The organism is Streptomyces sp. NPDC002742, from assembly GCF_042888885.1.
Classification (GTDB): Bacteria; Actinomycetota; Actinomycetes; order Streptomycetales; family Streptomycetaceae; genus Streptomyces.
The window spans coordinates 58,380-77,991 of sequence record NZ_JBIAQF010000003.1 but is presented as its reverse complement, the minus strand read 5'-3'; the positions used below and the strand labels follow the sequence as shown (position 1 = coordinate 77,991).

Below are 19,612 nucleotides of genomic sequence, written 5' to 3'. Positions count from 1 at the left end.
GGGGTGGGACAGTGAAGTTCACGGACGGCTACTGGCTGCTGCGCGAGGGTGTCACCGCGGCCCATCCGGTCGAGGTCCTCGATGTGACCTCGGGTCCCGGCGGCCTGGAGATCCACGCGCCGACGCAGCCGATCCGGCACCGCGGCGACCTGCTGAAGGGACCGGTCGTGACGATCAGCGCCCATGCGCCGATGCCCGACGTCATCGGCGTCACGTTCACGCACTTCCAGGGCGAGGAGCCGCGGGGGCCCCGGTTCGAGGTGCGGGGAACCGAGTTCACACCGCACGTGGAGTACGACGACGACCACGCGACCCTGACCTCGGGCGCCCTGTCCGTCCGGGTCGCCCGCACCACCCCCTGGCACATCGGCTTCCTCGCGCACGGCCGCGTCCTCACCGGCAGCGGCCCCAAGGGCATGGGCATCATGCGGGACGCGACCGGAGCCCACTATCTGCGCGAGCAACTGAACCTCGGCGTCGGCACGCAGGTCTTCGGCCTCGGCGAACGGTTCGGACCGCTCGTCAAGAACGGCCAGGTCGTGGACATGTGGAACGCGGACGGCGGGACGGCCACCGAACAGGCTTACAAGAACGTGCCGTTCTATCTGACGGACGCGGGCTACGGCGTCTTCGTCGACCATCCTGGCCGGGTCTCCTTCGAGGTCGGTTCGGAGGCGGTCTCCCGGGTCCAGTTCAGCGCCGAGGCACAGCAGTTGACGTACTACGTCATCCACGGCCCGACCCCGAAGGACATCCTGCGCAAGTACACGGCGCTCACCGGACGTCCGGCCCTGCCGCCCGCGTGGTCCTTCGGCCTGTGGCTGTCGACGTCCTTCACCACCTCCTACGACGAGGACACCGTCACCTCCTTCATCGACGGCATGCGGGACCGCGAACTCCCGCTGTCCGTCTTCCACTTCGACTGCTTCTGGATGCGCGAGTTCAACTGGTGCGACTTCCGGTGGGACCCGCGGGTGTTCCCCGACCCGGAGGGGATGCTGGCGCGGCTGAAGGACAAGGGACTGCGGATCTGCGTCTGGATCAACCCGTACATCGCGCAGCGCTCACCGCTGTTCGCGGAGGGGCGGGCCCTGGGGCATCTGCTGCGGCGGCCGGACGGCAGCGTGTGGCAGTGGGACCTGTGGCAACCGGGCATGGCGCTGGTCGACTTCACCAGCCCGGCCGCCCGGGACTGGTACGCGGCGAAGCTGGAGGCGCTGCTCGAACAGGGCGTCGACTGCTTCAAGACCGACTTCGGCGAGCGGGTCCCGGTGGACGTGGCGTACGCCGACGGCGCCGACCCGGAGCGGATGCACAACTACTACACGTACCTCTACAACCAGACGGTCTTCGACGTGCTCCGCAAATACCGAGGGGAGGAGGAGGCCGTCGTCTTCGCCCGCTCGGCGACGGCCGGCAGCCAGCGGTTCCCGGTGCACTGGGGCGGCGACTGCGAGGCGACGTACGCGTCGATGGCCGAGTCGCTGCGCGGCGGGCTCAGTCTCGGCATGTCGGGGTTCGGGTTCTGGAGCCACGACATCGGCGGCTTCGAGGGGACACCGACGCCCGCGCTGTTCAAACGGTGGATCGCCTTCGGGCTGCTGTCCTCGCACAGCAGGCTGCACGGCTCGTCCTCGTACCGCGTGCCCTGGCTGTTCGACGAGGAGGCCGTGGACGTCCTGCGGCTCTTCACCCGGCTGAAGCTCGGCCTCATGCCGTATCTGTACGAGGCCGCCCGCACCGCCCACGTGGAGGGGGTCCCGATGATGCGGGCGATGGTCCTGGAGTTCCCGGACGATCCGGGGTGCGCGCATCTGGAGCGGCAGTACATGCTCGGCCCGGATCTGCTGGTCGCGCCCGTCTTCAGCGACGAGGGGGACGTCTCCTACTACGTGCCCGAGGGCGTCTGGACCCCCTATCTCGGCGGGCCGCAGGTGACCGGCCCGCGCTGGGTGCGCGAGCGGCACGGTTTCGCAAGCGTGCCGCTGCTCGTGCGGCCGGGCGCGGTGATCCCGGTGGGCGCGGTGGACGACCGCCCCGACTACGACCACGCCGACGGGGTCACCCTGCGCGCGTACGGCCTGAAGCGGGGAGCCCGGGTGACGGTGCCGGTCGGCGATGTCACCTTCACCGTCGTACGCGAGGGGGCCACCCTGCGCGCGTCCTGCACCGATCCCTCGGCGCCCTGGGGGCTGACCGCGGGCGGCCACGAGGTGCGGGCCCGTGCCGGGACGGGCTTCCTCTCCCTGGACCTGGAGTCCGCGTGATGGTCAAGATCACCGATGTGGCGCGGCACGCCGGGGTCTCCCCCAGCACCGTCTCGTACGCCCTCAGCGGCAAGCGGCCGATCTCCGAGGCGACCCGGCAACGCGTCGAGGAGAGCATCCGCCGCCTCGGCTACCGCCCGCACGCCGGGGCCAGGGCGCTGGCGAGCAGCCGGTCGAACGTCCTCGCGCTGGTCGTCCCGCTGCGGACGGGCATCCATGTGCCGGTGGTGATGCAGTTCGCGGTGTCGGTGGTGACGGCGGCCCGGCTGCACGACCACGACGTCCTGCTGCTGACGCAGGAGGAGGGCGAGGAGGGGCTGCGCCGGGTCGCGGACACCGCACTGGTGGACGCGCTGATCGTGATGGACGTCCAACTCCACGATCCCCGGCTGCCCTTGCTGCGCGCGCTGGACCGGCCGTCGGTGCTCATCGGCTTCCCGGCCGCCGCCGACGGGCTCACCTGCATCGACCTGGATTTCAAAGCGGCCGGTGAGCTGTGCGTGGAGCGGCTCGCGGGGCTCGGGCACCGGGTCGTCGCGCTGGTCGGGTCGCCGCCGGAGGTGTACGTGCGGGGCACGGCGTTCGCGCAGCGGGTGGTCGAGGGGTTCACGGCCGCCGCCGACCGGAACGGCCTGGCCTCGTCCGTCCACCCCTGTGAGGCCTCGCCGGCCGCAGCCCGCCGGGTCGCCGAGCAACTGCTGCGCGAACAACCGGCATTGACGGGTGTCGTGGTCCACAACGAGCCGGTCCTCGAGCCGCTGGTCGACGCCTTCGAACAGCTCGGCCTGCGGGTCCCGGCCGATCTGTCCGTCACCGCCATCTGTCCGGACGAACTCGCCGCGAGCCTGCGCGTCCCGGTGACGTCCGTCGCCATCCCGTCCGCCGAAGTGGGCGCGCGGGCGGTCGAGTTGCTGATGAACAGGCTGAACGGCACGCCCGCCGCGGAGGCGACCCTGCTGACTCCCCGGCTGACGGAACGCGCGAGTACGGCACCGCGCACGCTGAACCCTTGAGGAGCCCGGACACGAGGGAGGAAGGCCGCAGGCGCGCGGGACGGCAACCTCGTACGACCGCGCGCCGGCGGCCGCCACGTTCACCCCGTGTCGGGACCGGTCAACCTGTCTCGATCAAGTAGTCCACGTCGGAGACGTGATACTCGCCGTACCCGAAGCGCTCACCGATCGCCCGGTACCGGTCGTACCGCTCCTGCGTGAGGGACACCTTCAGCGCGCTCAGGACACGGAGGTACAACCGGAAGCCGAGATCGGGATCGATCCGGGTGACCACGTGTTCCAGCGCGTCCATGACCTCCGTCGCGGGCACGGGGCGCCAGTGGGGGCTGACGGCCTTGTCCGCCACCGTGGGCGCGGTCTCCCGGACTTCACGCAGCACGAGGTCGGCGAGTTCGGTACGAACGGGCGCCACGACGGGTCCGTACGTGGGGACGACCTCCCTCAGCCGCTCACGGCACACGTCCGCGATCAGCCGAAGCCAGTCCCGGCCGTCGCCGCTCCGTGGCCAGGCCGAGGCCCCGAACCACAGGGCGGAGACCGCCGCGTCGGGCAGCGCGGAGCGCAGCAGGCGGAGCGCGTCCTCCAGGAGGACGGCCGCCGCGGAGCCCGGGGTCTGCCCGACGTCGTCGCCCTCGGCCGCACTCCGGATGTCCTCCCGGCTGCCACGCCAGTCCTGGTGGGCCTGCCCGGCGAGACGGGAGAGCCCGAAGTCCCAGACGGCATCCCGGCGGGCGGTGTCGATGGGCGGCCACGCGACGTCGAGACCGGTGTCGATCAGAGGACAGCAGTAGCCGAACCTGTCACCCAGCGCCTGGAACCGGTCGTACCGCTCCTTGTCGATCCGCACGGAACACGCCTTCAGCACGCGGAGGAAGAGCCGGAAGCCGAGATCGGGATGCACACGGGCGGCCACCTCTTCGAGGGCCGACAGCGTGTCGGGGAAAGGGAGGGGACCGGGGGAAGGGAGGGGGCCGGGACCGGGGGGAGGGAGGGGACCGGCCGACTGCTCGCGACAGGACCGTATCTCCGCGACGACGTCGTCACGCACCTCGTCGGCCGCCGGCCGCCAGGCTCCCCACCACGAGGAAGGCGCTGGGCGCCGTCCGGGGATTTTCCGGGGCGGGCGTGCGGCGCAGGTCTCGTCGACGCGCCGCAGCCAGTCACGGGCGCTCATGCCGTGCGCCGCGGGATCCCACACGCCCCCGGCGGCCGCTCGCCACACAGCCCGGATCGCGTCGTCCGCCAGCGGGGACTCGACGAGCCTGCGGACGTCCTCACGCAGCTCGTCGGCGTACCCCCACTCGTCGTGGCTGGTGTCATAGCCGAGGATGCTCCGCTCATCCGCGCTGAGATGGTCGACGCTGCCCACAGAACACTCACGGTCGTACGCGTCGAGCTTCGCCATGACGAGCCCCAGTGCCGCGCCGGTGTCCTCCGGAGCGGGTGAGAGGGCGAACGCCTCGGTCAGCCCACTGAGCCCGAAGTCCGCGTCGTAGTCCACGAAGTACGGCTCTTGCCGTCCCGTCACAGTCGTCCCTTCCAACCAGCCCGCAGCACCGTCTCGTCCTCGGCCGTCAGCCCCTTGATCCGGTCCCGGACCGCGACACCCGACGGACCGGGCACCACGTACGACACCGCCATCACCCGCAACCCACTGCCCAACCCGCTCACCCCCGACCCGAACACCCCGCGAACACCCCGTCACTCCACCCGACGACCACCACCCGCACAGGTCACCCCTTCGAGGGCGAGACCCGGGCTCCGGGAATGACACAGGCCCCGCCGCTCGAAAGCGGCGGGGCCTGTGCCCACATGGGATGAGTGGAGATGGCGGGAATCGAACCCGCGTCCAACGGTGCAAAATCAGGGCTTCTCCGTGCGCAGTTCGCTGTGATTTTCTCAGCCCCGGCAATCACGCGAACAAGTCGCCGACGGGCTCAGTCACTGTTTGATTTCCCAGCGAACCCCGTGACCGGGCTCGATGGTTTAGTCCCCTAGATTATGCCAGGATCCGGGTCGGGAACACTCCCGGGCTGACACCCATTAAGGGTCCCTCACTCACTGCTTATTAGGCAGCGAGGGCGAAGGACTGGGAATCGCTCTTGGAATTGGCGATTATTTTTTGCGACATATGGTTTACGAGATCATTGCCGCTTCCTCGACACGCTTCCCCTGCTTCAACAGCCGCTGTCGAAACCGATCATCCCCATGTTGATTTTTCAAAGCTCGGCCCCTCCGAGGAGGAACCCCGCACCCGCTGTGAGGTGCAGTGCCATCGTACGTGACCAACGCACGACGGTGCCAGCCTATTCCGGTGGACCCGCTCCGCCCGCGTCGCGGCCCGCCCGGCGGCTCGGCACGTTACTCGCCGCGCTGCTTCCGCTTGGCCGCCGCGATCGCGCGGTCCGACTCGCGCCGGTCCTGCTTCTCGCGCAGGGTCTGCCGCTTGTCGTACTCCTTCTTTCCGCGGGCGAGCGCGATCTCCGCCTTCGCCCGGCCGTCCTTGAAGTACAGGGCGAGCGGCACGATCGTGTGACCCGTCTCCTGGGTCTTCGCCTCCAGCTTGTCGATCTCCTCGCGGTGCAGGAGGAGCTTGCGCTTGCGGCGCACGGTGTGGTTCGTCCAGGTGCCCTGGCTGTACTCCGGGATGTGGGCGTTGTGCAGCCACGCCTCGTTCCCGTCGATCTGGACGAAGCCGTCGGTCAGCGAGGCGCGCCCCTGGCGCAGCGACTTCACCTCGGTGCCGGTCAGGACGAGCCCGGCCTCGTAGGTGTCGACGATCGCGTAGTCGTGCCGCGCCTTCTTGTTCTGCGCGACGATCTTGCGCTTGCCGTCCTTGGTCTTGCCGGAGCCCTGGCCGCCCTGCTTGGGCTGGGACTCCTTCGGTACGTACATTCCCTTGCTCATAGTGCTGGCCATTTTCGCACTACAGGGGGGCTCGGGGGAAAGCCGATTACCGTGCCCGCGGTCCAGGGGGGAAGACGGAGGTCACGACGGGTCCCCGAGGCCGCTCAGCACGGTCTCGGCCCGCTTCAGCGACTCCTTGTCCGCCTCCAGGTCGGGGGTGATGCCCCTGCCGTCGACGGAGCGCCCGGCGGGGGTGCGGTAGTGCCCGACGGTCAGCTCGGCGACGGAGCCGTCGGGCAGTCTGCTCGGCATCTGGACCGAGCCCTTCCCGAAGGTCCTGGACCCCACGACGACCGCGCGCCCGCGGTCCTGGAGGGCCCCGGTGAGCAACTCGGCGGCGCTCATCGTGCCGCCGTCGACGAGCGTGACCAGGGGCCTGGTGGTGTCTCCGCCGGAGTCCGCGTGCAGGACGCGCTGCGCGCCGTTCACGTCGTACGTGGCGACGAGGCCGCCGTCGAGGAAGACGGAGGCGGTGGTGACTGCCTCGGTGACCAGACCGCCCGAGTTGCCGCGCAGGTCGAGGACGATCCCGGCCCGGTCCGGGGCCCGGCCGACCGCCGCCCGTACGGCGTCGCCCACGCCCTTGGTGAAGGCGTCGACCTTGATCAGGGTGACACCGCCGGGAAGGCCGCTGACGGTCACGGAGTCCGTGGAGAGTCTGGCTCGGCGCAGGGTCCGGCTCCACGACTGCGTGCCGCGCTCCAGGCCGAGGGAGACCTTCGTGCCGGCGGACGCGTCGTCCGCGTCGCCGCGCAGTAAGGAGACCACCTCGGTGACCGGCCTGCCGTCCACCTTCGCGCCGTCGACGGTGCGCAGCCGGTCGCCCTTGCGGATGCCCGCGGCGGCGGCGGGCGAGCCGGCGCTGACGCGGCTGACCTCGATGCGTCCGTCGCGCTCACGGCGGGCCCACAGGCCGACGCCGGTGTACTGGCCGTCGAGGGCTTCCTCGAACTCCTCGTACTCGCCCTGGGAGTAGACGGCACCCCAGCGGTCTCCGCTGCGGCTGACGGCGCGTTCGGCGGCCTCCATGGGGGACTTGCCGTCGGCCATCGCCTCGGCGGCGGCCTCGGCGACCGCGTCGTGGTGGCGCGCCGATGCCGAACCGGGCGTCGGGGCCGGGGTCTTCCGGGCGGGGTCGGAGAACGATCCGGTCGCCGCACCGGCGACGAGGACACTCGCGAACACCAATGTCAGGGCCGCCCCGCGGCGGATGCGGCGGGGCTCGCAGAACAGGTCACGGCCTGACATGCCGGTGAGTCTAGGACAACGCGAAGGGCCGCACCGCCGGTTGACGGTACGGCCCTCTTGGTATGCGTCACACCTTCAGGTACTTGCGCAAAGCGAAGAACGCCGCCACCGCGGGCATCAGAAGGCTCGTCGCGAGGATCAGCGGGAGCTTGGTCAACACGGCGTCCCAGCCGATGAAGTTGATCAGGTTGAGCTTGTGGGACAGATCCAGACCGTGGTCGATGATGAAGTACCGGGCGATCAGCAGGAAGCCGCAGGCGACTCCGCCGCCGATGAGTCCGGCGACCGAGGCCTCCGCGATGAACGGCGCCTGGATGTAGAAGCCGGAGGCGCCGACGAGCCGCATGATGCCCGTCTCGCGCCGCCGGCTGAACGCCGAGACGCGGACGGTGTTGACGATCAGCATCAGCGCGACGACGAGCATCATCGCCATCACCGCGCGCGCGGCCCAGTTCATGCCGTTGAGGAGCCCGAACAGGTTGTCCAGGATGCCCTTCTGGTCCTGCACGGACTGCACGCCGTCACGGCCGTCGAAGGCGGTCGCGATGACCTGGTACTTCTCCGGGTCCTTCAGCTTGATCCGGTACGACTCCTGCATCTGGTCCGGCGTGAGGGAGCTGGCCAGCGGGGAGTCGCCGAACTGCTCCTTGTAGTGCTTGTACGCCTGGTCCGAAGACTCGTAGGTGACCTTCTGGACGACCGTGGACATCTTGCCCAGGTCGGCGACGATCTGCTTCTTCTGGTCGCTGGTCACGGCGCCCTTGGCGCAGTGCGGGTCGGACTCGGCGTCGCTCTTGTTGCAGAGGAAGATCGAGACGTTGACCTTGTCGTACCAGTAGCCCTTCATGGTGTTCACCTGGTCGCTCATCAGGAGCGAGCCGCCGAACAGGGCGAGCGAGAGGGCGACCGAGACGACGACCGCGAAGGTCATGGTCAGGTTGCGGCGGAGACCGACACCGATCTCCGACAGAACGAACTGCGCGCGCATGGCGTCTTCCTCAGACCTTTCCGTGGACGATGATCAGTGCTGGTAGCCGTAGACGCCGCGCGCCTGGTCGCGGACGAGACGGCCCTGCTCCAGCTCGATGACGCGCTTGCGCATCTGGTCCACGATGTTCTGGTCGTGCGTCGCCATCAGGACCGTGGTGCCCGTCCGGTTGATCCGGTCGAGCAGTTTCATGATGCCCACGGAGGTCTGCGGGTCGAGGTTTCCGGTCGGCTCGTCGGCGATGAGGAGCTTGGGCCGGTTCACGAAGGCTCTCGCGATGGCCACACGCTGCTGCTCACCACCGGACAGCTCGCCGGGCATCCGGTCCTCCTTGCCGCCCAGGCCGACGAGGTCGAGCACCTGGGGCACGGACTTGCGGATCTCGCCGCGGGACTTGCCGATGACCTCCTGGGCGAAGGCCACGTTCTCGGCGACCGTCTTGTTGGGCAGCAGACGGAAGTCCTGGAACACGGTCCCCAGCTGGCGGCGCATCTGCGGCACCTTCCAGTTGGAGAGGCGCGCGAGGTCCTTGCCCAGGACGTGCACCTGACCGTGGCTGGTCCGCTCCTCGCGGAGGATCAGCCGCAGGAAGGTGGACTTTCCGGAGCCGGAGGACCCCACGAGGAACACGAATTCTCCGCGCTCGATCTCCAGGGAGACATCCCTGAGAGCGGGGCGGGTCTGCTTGGGGTAGACCTTGGAGACATTGTCGAATCGGATCACGGATGCACCACGGGTCGCCGGGGGTAGGTGAGCGTGACCATACGCGAACCGGGTGTACGAGCGCAGTCGGCGTACGGGGTTCCGCGCGGCTTGCACGATTTGTCACGGATCTGAGGCGCGATTCACACCGGATCCGAGCGGCTGACGGCACTCCGGGAGGGGCAGGATAAGGCGAGCCGCGCCGAAATCCGCGGAACCTGGCACAGTGGTAGGGGAACGGTTGCGTTCGCCGAAGCGTTAAGAGAGCGATGTGTACGCGAGAACGCTGCGTACGCGGAGACGTCGCAAGGAGGGTCGGCGCATGACGTACGACCGATTGGTATGCGCTAACTGCGCGGCACCCGTCAGCGAGGGCCGCTGCCCCGTCTGCCGCGCGAACCGGGAGCGACTCCAGCAGGAGAGCCCCTTCGCGGGGCTCAACCCCATGGCACTGATCGCCCTGCTCGCGGTACTGATCGCGGCGCTGGCACTGGTGGCCCACCAGACGGTGTGAGAGCCGCGCGGACGGTCCCGCACGGCCGGCCGGCACCTGACACGACAAGGGCCCGGAGCGAGCTGCTCCGGGCCCTTCGTCACGTGTGCGCCCGTCAGGCGGCGGCACCGTCGCGGCCGGCGGCGAGGCGCGGCAGCAGACGGAAGCCGATACCACCGGCGATCATCGTGGCGGCACCGACGAGCAGGAACGCGGTCTGTCCGGCACCCGTCTCGGCCAGCGCGCCGTCCTTGCCCTGGGCCGAGGTGTCCGAGCCCGTGTCGGTGAGGGCCGAGGTGCCCGCCTCCTGCGCGGAGGACCCACCGTTGGGGTCGTTCGCGTTGCCGCCGGAGCCGCCGCCCGCGGGCGCGGAGGACGAGCCGGAGGCGGGCTCCTCCGTCGGCTCGGTCGGGTTCCCGGTGGGCGTGGTGACGGTCGGGGCCGGTGACGTCGGGGGGACCTTGGTGGGAGGCTGCGACGTCGGGGGCACCCCGGTGGGAGGCGGCGACGTCGGGGGCACCCCGGTGGGAGGCGGCGACGTCGGGGGCACCCCGGTGGGAGGCGGCGACTGCGGGATACCCGTGACGGCCGGGGCCGGAGTCGAGCCGGTCGCGCCGGTCGCCGAGGCGACTCCCGCCGCTGTCAGTGAAGCGCCGGCGGCGATCATCACGCCGGCCGCTATTCGTGCCGCGAGGATCCGCGTCTTCTTGGTCATCTGCCTGCTACCCCCAGTAGCCGATCGTCAATGGAGCAGCGTCCGGAGCCACGGCGTCACAGGAGGCTTCGCTCGACCCCCCGGTGCACATGCGCCCCGGTGATACGCGTGCCACACGTCACCCTTCCCAGTTTCCAGAGCATCGTCAAGGTCGTTGCGTACGCGATGTCCGGAACACCATCGTTTGCCTGGCGTGCGGACATCTGACTGTGACGTAAAACCCAGACCGCCCCCCAACGACAAAGGCAACTACCGCCTGGTAGACGGTAGTTGCCTTGTCGATAAAGAGGTTCTACAGGGGTGGGAAAAGTCCGCCTCTCACCACGCCTCGCGCGCGCCTACTTCTCCTGCTGCTTGCGCCAGCGAATCCCGGCCTCCAGGAAGCCGTCGATCTCGCCGCCGAACACGGCCTCGGGGTTGCCGACTTCGAACTCGGTGCGCAGGTCCTTGACCATCTGGTACGGGTGCAGGACGTACGAACGCATCTGGTTTCCCCAGGAGTTGCCGCCGTCGCCCTTGAGGGCGTCCATCGCGGCCTGCTCCTCCTGCCGGCGCCGCTCGAGGAGCTTGGCCTGCAGAACGTTCATGGCCGAGGCCTTGTTCTGGATCTGCGACCGCTCGTTCTGGCAGGAGACGACGATGCCGGTCGCCAGGTGGGTCAGGCGCACCGCGGAGTCGGTGGTGTTGACGCCCTGACCACCGGGACCGGACGAGCGGTACACGTCGATCCGCAGCTCGGACTCGTCGATCTCGATGTGGTCGGTCTGCTCCACGACCGGCAGGATCTCGACACCGGCGAAGGAGGTCTGACGGCGCCCCTGGTTGTCGAACGGCGAGATGCGCACCAGCCGGTGCGTGCCCTGCTCCACGGAGAGCGTCCCGTACGCGTACGGCACCTTGACGGCGAAGGTGGTGGACTTGATGCCCGCCTCCTCCGCGTACGAGGTCTCGTAGAGCTCCGTCTTGTAGCCGTGGCGCTCGGCCCAGCGCAGGTACATGCGCTGGAGCTTCTCGGCGAAGTCGGAGGCGTCGACGCCGCCGGCCTCGGCACGGATGGTGACGACGGCCTCACGGGAGTCGTACTCGCCGGACAGGAGCGTGCGGACCTCCATCTCGTCCAGCGCCTTCTTGACGGCGACGAGCTCGGCGTCGGCCTCGGCACGGGTGTCCGGGTCGTCCTCCTCCTCGGCCATCTCGAAGAGCACGCTCAGATCGTCGATGCGCCCGCGGAGCGCCTCGGCCTTCCTGACCTCCGCCTGGAGGTGGCTCAGCTTGCTGGTGATCTTCTGCGCCTCGTCCGGGTCGTCCCACAGGGACGGCGCGGCCGCCTGCTCCTCGAGCACGGCGACGTCTGCCCTCAGCTTGTCGAGGTCCAGGACGGCCTCGATCGACTCCATGGTCGAGGAGAGGGACTTGAGCTCTTCGGATACATCGACGACTGCCACGCCTCCAGCGTAACGGTTACGACAACCGGGCCTCGCCCCTCGCCCCGGAGGGGCCCCGTCCCGCCCCTGCCCGGGAGGTCAGGGGGAGGCCGGGGCCGAGTTCCTCGTGTCCTGGGGGGTCGCGTCGGCGCCGTCGCCGGAGGTGGCGAGCCAGGTGCCGACACCCACCGCGGCGACGAGGACCGCCGCCGCCGCTCCCAGGGTGATGCGCCGCCGGCGGGCGGAGGCACGGTGCCGGGCGGACCCGGGGCGGGGCGCGCCCGCCGCGCGGGGCACCCGGGCCGTTCCCCGGGCCCCGCCGGCCAGCTCGTCGGGCGCCGGCACCCGCATCGAGGTGTGTGTGTCCCGGTTCGAGTCGGGCGCCGCCCCCGGCACGAGGGGTACGGCCCCGCGCCGCTCGCGCGCCGCGGCGGGCGCGGGCGGTTCCGCGGTCTCCTCGTACTCGTCGTCCCCGTCCGCGGACTCCGCGTCCGGGGAGTCCACGTCCAGCGGCGGCATACCGGCCAGCAGCGGCAGCTGCTCCCGCAGCCGTGCCCCCATCTCGGACGCCCGCAGCCGGGACGCGGGCGCCTTGGCCAGGCACTGCACGATCAGCTGCCACAGCTCGTCCGGAATGCCGGGGAGCGGGACCACGGTCTCCGTGACATGGCGGCGCAGGACCGCGCCGGGGTGTCCGCCCCCGAAGGGCGTGAACCCGGCGAGCAGCTCGTAGAGCACCGTCGCCAGGGCGTAGATGTCGACGGCGGCGCGCGGCGGCAGGCCCTCGATGATCTCGGGTGCCAGGTAGTCCGGCGTGCCGATGATCTTCGTGACCCGGGTCCGGCGCGGCGAGTCGATGAGCTTGGCCACACCGAAGTCGGTCAGGAGGGCCGGGTGGGAGCCGCCGGGGCCGAGCGGGCCCTGCATGTCGAGCAGGACGTTCTCGGGCTTCACATCGCGGTGGACGACCCCGGCGGCGTGCGCGGCGGCGAGTCCGTCCGCGACGTCGGCGACGATGGCGACCGCGGCCTCGGGGGCGAGCCGCCGCTCCCGGTCGAGCCGGGTGCGCAGGTCGGTGCCCCGTACGAGGTCCATGACGAGCGCGAGGTCGTTGCCGTCCACCACCAGGTCGCGCACCGCCACCACGTGGGGATCGTCGAGACCGAGCAGTGCGGTGCGCTCCTGCACGAAGCGTCCCACCAGCTCCTGGTCGGACGCGAGGTCCTCGCGCAGCAGCTTGATGGCGACAGGCCCCTCGGGTCCCTCGCCCAGCCACACCGTGCCGGCGCTCCCCCGCCCCAGGATCTGGTGCGCGGTGTACCTGCTGCCGATCTTGCGTGCCAAGACTGCTCCTACAGACGCGTGTTGCCGCTTAAAGTACGCGCCCGCGGAGCCAACCTTCACTCCCGAGACCGAAATCACCCGTCAGGTATCGACAAATCCCCAGAGTCAGTCGCCCAGGAAGTTGTTCGAGCTGCCCGAGGGGGTGTTCGAGCCGAGATCCCCGATCCAGCCCTTGACCTCGTCGTACCGGTAGGTCAGCTCGTCCCAGAAACTCCTGGTGGAGTGGATCCAGCCCTGAAGAGGACTGAATTCCCAGATCAGCCAGCCGGCGACGAAGAAGATGACGATCGTGAACAGGCACCCCTTGAGGCAGCCGAGCCCCGGGATCTTCATGGGGTTGGCGCCGCGCTGACGGGGCTCGCGCGGCTGGCGCGGCGCGGGCTGCTGGGGCCGCTGCGGCTCGGGCGCGTACCGCTGCGGCTGGGGCTGCCGCTGCGGCTCGGGGGCGTAGCGCTGCGGCTGCTGCTGGTGCTGCGGCGCGTACTGCTGTTGCTGCTGCTGCGGATGTCCGTATCCGGGCGGCGGCTGCTGGCCGCGCTGCGGACGCTGCTGCTGCGGCTGCGGCTGCTGCTGCTGCTGCGGTCGTGCGACCTGCCGCTGGGGGCGGCGGCGCAGCGGGTCCTCGTTCGGGTCGAGGTACTGGACCTGCGTCTGTTCGTTGCGGTCGCGGGCCGCGCGCAGCTGGTTCTGCCAGGGGTGCGGGTCCTCGCCCTGGCCTGGCTGTCCGCCCGGTCCGCCCGGCTGGTTCCGCGGCACGGGCGGCAGAACGGCGGTCGGGTCGGCAGCGCCGGAGGTGTGCGGCAGCACGCTGGTCGCGCCGTACGGGTCGTACGAGCCCGCGCCCTGCGGCAGCACCTGCGTGGGGTCGGCGGCGCCGGCCATGTCCGGGACCGGCGCCGGGGTCGGGTCCGGAGCGAGCAGGGCACCCACGCCCTCGGCCGCCGCGATCTGCGCGGCGTTCGCGTGCACCCCGACGCCCGCGGCGACGGCACGCAGTCCGCGCGCGAGGTTCTCGGCGCTGGGCCGTTCGTCCGGGTTCTTGCGCAGGCAGCGCTCTATGACCGTCCACAGCGGGTCCGGGACGGTCGAGGGGCGGCGCGGTTCGGCGCTCAGGTGCTGGTGCAGCACTTCGAGGGCGGACCCGCCGCCGAACGGCGGACGCCCGGTGACCAGCTCGTACATCAGGATGCCGGCGCCGTAGATGTCGACGGCGGACGTCTGCGGGCGTCCCTCCGCGGACTCCGGGGCGACATACGCGGGCGTGCCGACGAATTCGTGGGTGCGGGTGAGGCCGGGGGAATCGGCGAGCCGCGCGATGCCGAAGTCGGTGAGCATCGGGTGCATCCCGCCGGCGTCCTGCTTGAGCAGGACGTTCGCGGGCTTCAGGTCGCGGTGCACGACGCCGTCGGCGTGGCTGGCGGCGAGCGCGTCGGCGACCTGGGCGGTGAGGAGGGCGGCGGCGACGGGCGAGAACGGCCCGTTCTCGCGCAGGTAGCGGTGCAGGTCGGGGCCGTCGACCAGGTCCATGACGAGGGCGAGGAGATCGCCTTCGACGACGAGGTCGCGTACACGCACGATGTTCGGGTGGGTCAGGCGCAGCAGCACCGACCGCTCGCGGAGGAACCGCATGACGATGTCCGCGTCGCTCGCGAGCTCTTCCTTCAGGACCTTGATCGCCACGGTCTCGCCGGGCTGCCCGGCGACGGCCGCCTCGGCGCCCGCGGTCTCCCGCTGGCGGGCTCGCCAGACCGTGCCTGTGGCGCCGCGCCCCAGCGGCTCCTCAAGGAGGTACTTGCTCCCTACCGGCCGCACGTCATGCGCTCCCTGTTGCTTGCTTGCCTGGTCCGTCCACCGTGATCACCGTGGTACAGGAGTTTCCGACCCACTGTAGTGCCGCCCTGCCCGGCGCAGCGCTGTCCTCTTCGTGTGCTTTCCCATAGGTCCCATGCGTACCTGTGGTCCGCATAAGCGCTTACGTACGCGTTCCCGTCGATGTTCGACGGAACGCGTACGAGGTTCGAGGTTCGAGGTTCGACGGCCCACGTTCGGTGGTCCGCGGAAAGTCGCTCTCTCGCGTTCGACGGAAAGACGCTCACTCCGGTCGCTTGGTTGCCGGGGCCGGGCGTGACCGATCTCAAGCGGACACCGGCCGGGCACTGGTCAGGCACTTTTGCGGGCAGAGCCGACCAATCAAGATCACTTACGGGTGGGGGGCGGGCGTGTTGTCGGTGGCAGGTGCGAGGATGCCTCCAGTACTGGCCGACGTGCCCGTGTGCGGTGGGGGAATCTGCGGTGGGGGACCGCAGCGCAGCCTCGTCCTCGTCGCGGGCACCTGCGCGGAAGGGACCCCTCACGGCGATGCAGATCCGGCTGACCGTCGTAGACCCGCTGGGCCCGCCCTCGGAGCCGCGGGGGCGAGCCACGTCCTGCGATGTGCTGGTCACCGCGCCCGCCGGGACGGCGCTGGCCGCGGTCGCGTCGGGGCTGGCCGCGGCGGTCGGGGGAACCGGGAGTGCCTCCCAGGGCGAGCGGGGCCGTGAGCCCGGCGGGGGCCAGGTCGTGCTCTACGCGGGCGCGGAGCGGCTCGACGCCCAGCGCTGCACACTCGGCGAGCCGCCGCTGACCGACGGCGCCGTGCTCTGTCTGGGCACACCCGCCGAGCCCGGTCCCGACCTGGACGACGTCTCGGCCCAGCTGCACGTGGTCGCGGGACCCGACGCCGGTGGTGTTCACCTGCTGCACGGCGGCCAGATCCGCGTCGGCCGCTCCGCGGACGCCGACGTGCCCCTGGACGACCCGGACGTGTCCCGCCTGCACTGCGCGGTCACCGTCACCCCCGAGGGCCGCGTCTCGGTCGCCGACATCGGCTCCACGAACGGCACGACACTCGACGGCTCCCGTGTCGGCAACCGGCCGGTCCCCTTCACCGAGGGCGCGCTGCTGCGGGTCGGCGAGTCCGCCCTGCGGCTCGCCCCGCCCGGCGGTCCGGGTGTCGTGGAGACGGCGCCGGACGGCGAAGGCCATGTGAGGGTACGGGCCGGGTCGGCCGAGGACGGTCCCCCCGGAGCCGGTGGGTCCGACGGCCACGGCGGCCCGGCGCGCGCCGGCACCGCCGCCCGGCCGGACCAGGCCTCCGCGACCGCGGGCCGCTCCCCCGCGCGGGTCTCGCCGGGCGACTCCTCCGCCACCGGGCCGACCGCACCCTCCTCCTCCGCGCCTCCGGAATCCCCGTCGGCTCCGGGTTCCACGCCGGGTCCGTCGCAGCCGCGCGGTGCCGTGCCCCACGCGCGCGGGGGGAGCGCCTCCCTCGCGCAGGGAGGTGCCCTGCCGCCCGTGGGCGAGACACATCACGCCTACGGGACCGCGGAGTGGGGGGCCTCCGGTGGCGGCGTCCCCGGAGCGCTGCAACACGGACGGACGGTGCCCCCGGCCGTGCCGGAGCAGGGCGGGGCACCCCGGATCGAGAGCAGGCCGCGGAGCGCCACGCCGGAGGGCCGCGGTTCCGGCCCCGGCGCGTCCCCGCGCGGGGCAGGTCACCCCGGCGGGTCGGCGGAGACCTCAGGTGGACGGCCCGGGACGGAAACCGCGTCCGCGGGGGCCTTTGCCCCCGGGACCGACGACACGTCCGGCGCCCTCGGAGCGGGCATCCCGGGTGCGCGCAAAGGCACACCGACGCGGGGCACGGACCTCCCGCCGGGGGTGCGCAGGCGGGGCGGCATCGGCGCGTGGGCCCGGCGTCTGACCGGCGGCCGCGGCGGACCGGCCGGAACCACGCAGGAGGCGTACGACGACGCGGCCGTCGCCGTGGAGGAAGTCCTTCCCGCCGTACGGCGGTCGCCCGACAGCTGGCCCGACCCGGCGACCCTGCTGCTCACCGCGCTGGGGCCGGGTCCCCGGCTGTGGGAGCGCGGCCCCGGGCACCCCGAGGCACTGACGGTGCGTCTGGGCACGGCCGACCGGGCGGCACCGGACGGCTCGGGCCTGCTCCCCGCCGTGCCGGTGACCGCCGGGCTGCGGGAGGCCGGCTCGCTGGGCCTGGCCGGACCGCGGGCGCGTCTCGCGGGACTGGCCCGCGCGGTCCTCGCGCAGCTCGCCGCGCTGCACTCCCCCGACACCCTGGAAATCGTCCTCATCAGCACCGACCGGGCCCGCACGGTGGAGGAGCGCAGCGCCGAGTGGTCCTGGCTCGGCTGGCTCCCCCATCTGCGCCCCGCCCACGGCCAGGACTGCCGTCTCCTTCTCGCGTACGACCGCGAGCAGGCGGCGGCGCGCACGGACGAACTCCTGCGCCGCCTGGAGGACCACCTCGCGGAGGCGGAGGGCACGACCGTCGGCCGCGGCCCGCTGCCCAGGAGCGCCGGTGCGACGGTCCCGGCCGCCCGGTCCGCGACGCACGACAACGGCGAGCGCGCCGCCCCGGCCGGCGAGGACGGTCCCGGCGGCCCGGTGCGGCGGCCGTCCTGGGCACGGGAGGACGACTCGGACGACGGCTACGACGGCCCGTTCACCGTGGTCGTCGTGGACGGGGACCCCGGCGGCGCCGACGTACGGGAGGCCGTGATGCGCCTCGCGCACGAGGGCTCGCGGGCCGGCATCCATCTGGTGTGCCTCGCCGAGACCGCGGCGGCGTCGCCCGCGTCGCCGGTGACGGAGACGTACGAAGCGGCCTGCGAGGCCTCGCCCGCCTTCCGCGAGTGCGGGGCGGTGGCGCTGCTCAGCGGCGACGTGGCCACGGCGCTGCGGCTGATGCGGGTGGCACCGGGCGGTACCGGCGAGCGCGCGCCGCACACCGGGTCCTTCGGCACCGGCTCCCGGCACGGCGGACTCGACAGCGCCGCACCGGACCGCGGCGGACGGGGACCCGCCGGGCCCGCGCACACCGGATCATCGCGCTCCGGTCCCACGCACACCGCCCCGTCGCACTCCGGTCCCCGGCACGACGGATCCACCCACACGGGCATCCCTCACCCGGCGGCCGCGAGGCGTACGGGTCCCGGGGGCGTGGCCGGACCCGCCGACGCCACCGCGTCACGCACGGGCCGTACGACCTCCATGACGGCCGGACAGCTGCCGCGCGGCCCCGTGGGGCATGGCACAGTCGCCGCCGTGGACGCGGTGTCCCTCGCCTGGGCCGAGCGGTTCGCCCGCTCCCTCGCGCCGCTGCGGACGGACGGAGCGCTCGGGGACCGGCACACGCGCGTGTCCGCGCCCCTGCCCCAGATGGCGCGCCTGCTCGACGAGTTGGGGCTGGCGCGAGCCACCCCCGCCTCCCTGATGGCACGTTGGGCGGACGCCGCGGACGACAGCGAGGCGTTCGGCGGACGGGCGCGGGCCGTGCTCGGCGCGGGCCCGCGCGGCCCCGTCGCCGTCGACCTGCCCGTCGAGGGCCCGCACCTGCTGATCGAGGGACCGCCCGGCAGCGGCCGTACGGAACTGCTGCGCTCGGTCGCCGCGTCCCTCGCCGCCGCCGAGCGCCCCGACCGGCTCGGAATAGTCCTGATGGACGGACGCGACGGCACGGGAGGCCACGGCGCGGCGTACGGCGGGGAAGGACTCCAGGTCTGCACGGACCTGCCGCATGTCACCACCCACCTCACGGCCAACGACCCTGTGCGGATGCGGGAGTTCGCCCAGTCGCTGAGTGCCGAGCTGAAGCGGCGGTCCGAGCTGCTGGGCCGGCTCGGCTTCGCGGAGTGGCACGCGGGGCGGACGGTGCCCGGCCGGATCGTGGCCCAGCGCTCGGCCGGCCCCTCGTCGAACACGGCCTCGTCCCTGGGCGCCTCGGATCTCGACACACCGCCCAGCTCGACGCTGCGGCTGCGGCCCGCCGCCGCGAGGCAGCGGACCGAGCCGGGGCCGCCGCTGGCCCGGCTGGTCGTGGTCGTCGACGACCTGGACGCCCTGCTGTCACCGCCGCTCGGGTCCCCGGGGCGCCCGGCGGCCGGTTCGGTCGTACGGGCGCTGGAGGCAGTCGCCCGCGAAGGGGACCGGCTCGGGGTGCACCTCGTGGCGGCGTCCAACGTCGGCGGCCGTACGCCGGCGTCGGAACTGGCCCGTTCCGCCGCGCTGCGCGTCACCCTCGACGCACCGCTGCCCGGACCCGAGGAACCCGCCCCCGGACGGGGCCGCCTGCTCCGTCCGGACGGCCGGGAGACACCGTTCCAGAGCGGGCGGGTCACGGGGCGCATTCCCCGTACGGCCACGCTCCGCCCCACGGTCGTCCCCCTGGAGTGGCACCGCATGGGCGACCCGCCGGCCCGCCGTCCGGTCCGCGAGCTGGGCAACGGACCCACTGACCTGGCCCTGCTCGCCAGCGCCCTGGAGCGAGCCGCGCGTTCCGTCTCCGCGGTCGAGATGCCCTCACTGCTCTAGCCCGCGCGCCACGGGACCGGCGCCGCTCCGTCCCGCGGGGCACTGGGCACGCGCCGCTCCGGCCCGCGGGGCTCTGGGCACGCGGCACTTCGGCCCGCGGGTCATGGGGCTTCGTCGAGGCCCGCGCGCACCGCGCGGC

14 protein-coding genes and 1 other RNA gene are annotated in these 19,612 nt (G+C 72.0%); 4 read left to right on the top strand and 11 right to left on the bottom strand.

Features of this window, described 5'->3' with window-relative positions; genetic code table 11:
- The first annotated feature begins 11 nt into the window (after nucleotides 1-11).
- On the top strand, nucleotides 12-2,267 hold the full coding sequence (gene yicI, locus ACFYW8_RS05615) for an alpha-xylosidase (RefSeq protein WP_389068265.1): 2,256 nt from the start codon (nucleotides 12-14) through the stop codon (nucleotides 2,265-2,267).
- Nucleotides 2,267-3,280, top strand: a complete 1,014-nt coding sequence (locus ACFYW8_RS05610; protein ID WP_389068263.1) for a LacI family DNA-binding transcriptional regulator — start codon at nucleotides 2,267-2,269, stop codon at nucleotides 3,278-3,280. Before yicI ends, ACFYW8_RS05610 begins: the two co-directional genes overlap by 1 nt.
- 100 nt (nucleotides 3,281-3,380) lie before the next feature.
- Here ACFYW8_RS05610 and ACFYW8_RS05605 read toward each other — a convergent pair whose 3' ends face one another.
- From ACFYW8_RS05605 to ftsE, 7 genes are all read right to left on the bottom strand, one after another.
- A complete protein-coding gene (locus ACFYW8_RS05605) occupies nucleotides 3,381-4,808 on the bottom strand; it encodes a hypothetical protein (RefSeq protein ID WP_389068261.1) in 1,428 nt (475 codons plus the stop codon).
- Nucleotides 4,805-4,942 (bottom strand): hypothetical protein, encoded by a 138-nt coding sequence (locus tag ACFYW8_RS05600; protein WP_389068258.1) that lies wholly within the window; start codon nucleotides 4,940-4,942, stop codon nucleotides 4,805-4,807. Before ACFYW8_RS05600 ends, ACFYW8_RS05605 begins: the two co-directional genes overlap by 4 nt.
- A gap of 157 nt (nucleotides 4,943-5,099) precedes the next feature.
- Nucleotides 5,100-5,488: a transfer-messenger RNA gene (gene ssrA / locus ACFYW8_RS05595) on the bottom strand.
- 153 nt (nucleotides 5,489-5,641) lie between these two features.
- Nucleotides 5,642-6,175: an SsrA-binding protein SmpB gene (gene smpB / locus ACFYW8_RS05590; RefSeq protein ID WP_365870308.1), complete on the bottom strand. Its 534-nt coding sequence runs from the start codon at nucleotides 6,173-6,175 to the stop codon at nucleotides 5,642-5,644.
- Between the two features lie 93 nt (nucleotides 6,176-6,268).
- The gene (locus ACFYW8_RS05585; protein WP_365870251.1) at nucleotides 6,269-7,435 is read right to left on the bottom strand and encodes a S41 family peptidase; all 1,167 of its coding nucleotides are present in this window, start codon (nucleotides 7,433-7,435) and stop codon (nucleotides 6,269-6,271) included.
- A gap of 67 nt (nucleotides 7,436-7,502) precedes the next feature.
- On the bottom strand, nucleotides 7,503-8,423 hold the full coding sequence (ftsX, locus tag ACFYW8_RS05580; RefSeq protein WP_389068256.1) for a permease-like cell division protein FtsX: 921 nt from the start codon (nucleotides 8,421-8,423) through the stop codon (nucleotides 7,503-7,505).
- Nucleotides 8,424-8,456: 33 nt separating this feature from the next.
- Nucleotides 8,457-9,146 (bottom strand): cell division ATP-binding protein FtsE, encoded by a 690-nt coding sequence (gene ftsE / locus ACFYW8_RS05575; protein ID WP_351130846.1) that lies wholly within the window; start codon nucleotides 9,144-9,146, stop codon nucleotides 8,457-8,459.
- A 301-nt stretch (nucleotides 9,147-9,447) separates the two neighbouring features.
- Here ftsE and ACFYW8_RS05570 point away from each other — a divergent pair, with 301 nt between their 5' ends.
- On the top strand, nucleotides 9,448-9,639 hold the full coding sequence (locus tag ACFYW8_RS05570) for a hypothetical protein (protein ID WP_028805018.1): 192 nt from the start codon (nucleotides 9,448-9,450) through the stop codon (nucleotides 9,637-9,639).
- Between the two features lie 94 nt (nucleotides 9,640-9,733).
- Here the strand turns inward: ACFYW8_RS05570 and ACFYW8_RS05565 are convergent, their stop codons facing one another.
- From ACFYW8_RS05565 to ACFYW8_RS05550, 4 genes are all read right to left on the bottom strand, one after another.
- Nucleotides 9,734-10,333 carry a hypothetical protein gene (locus ACFYW8_RS05565; protein WP_389068254.1) on the bottom strand — a complete coding sequence of 200 codons (600 nt, stop codon included), beginning with the start codon at nucleotides 10,331-10,333 and terminating at the stop codon, nucleotides 9,734-9,736.
- Between the two features lie 338 nt (nucleotides 10,334-10,671).
- The gene (gene prfB / locus ACFYW8_RS05560) at nucleotides 10,672-11,778 is read right to left on the bottom strand and encodes a peptide chain release factor 2 (protein WP_365870255.1); all 1,107 of its coding nucleotides are present in this window, start codon (nucleotides 11,776-11,778) and stop codon (nucleotides 10,672-10,674) included.
- A 78-nt stretch (nucleotides 11,779-11,856) separates the two neighbouring features.
- Complete coding sequence (locus tag ACFYW8_RS05555) at nucleotides 11,857-13,101, bottom strand: serine/threonine-protein kinase (protein WP_389068252.1); 1,245 nt, start codon at nucleotides 13,099-13,101, stop codon at nucleotides 11,857-11,859.
- Nucleotides 13,102-13,206: 105 nt separating this feature from the next.
- Nucleotides 13,207-14,913 carry a serine/threonine-protein kinase gene (locus ACFYW8_RS05550; protein ID WP_389068250.1) on the bottom strand — a complete coding sequence of 569 codons (1,707 nt, stop codon included), beginning with the start codon at nucleotides 14,911-14,913 and terminating at the stop codon, nucleotides 13,207-13,209.
- A gap of 546 nt (nucleotides 14,914-15,459) precedes the next feature.
- Here ACFYW8_RS05550 and ACFYW8_RS05545 point away from each other — a divergent pair.
- Nucleotides 15,460-19,473 carry an FHA domain-containing protein gene (locus ACFYW8_RS05545; protein WP_389068248.1) on the top strand — a complete coding sequence of 1,338 codons (4,014 nt, stop codon included), beginning with the start codon at nucleotides 15,460-15,462 and terminating at the stop codon, nucleotides 19,471-19,473.
- Nucleotides 19,474-19,612 lie beyond the last annotated feature (139 nt).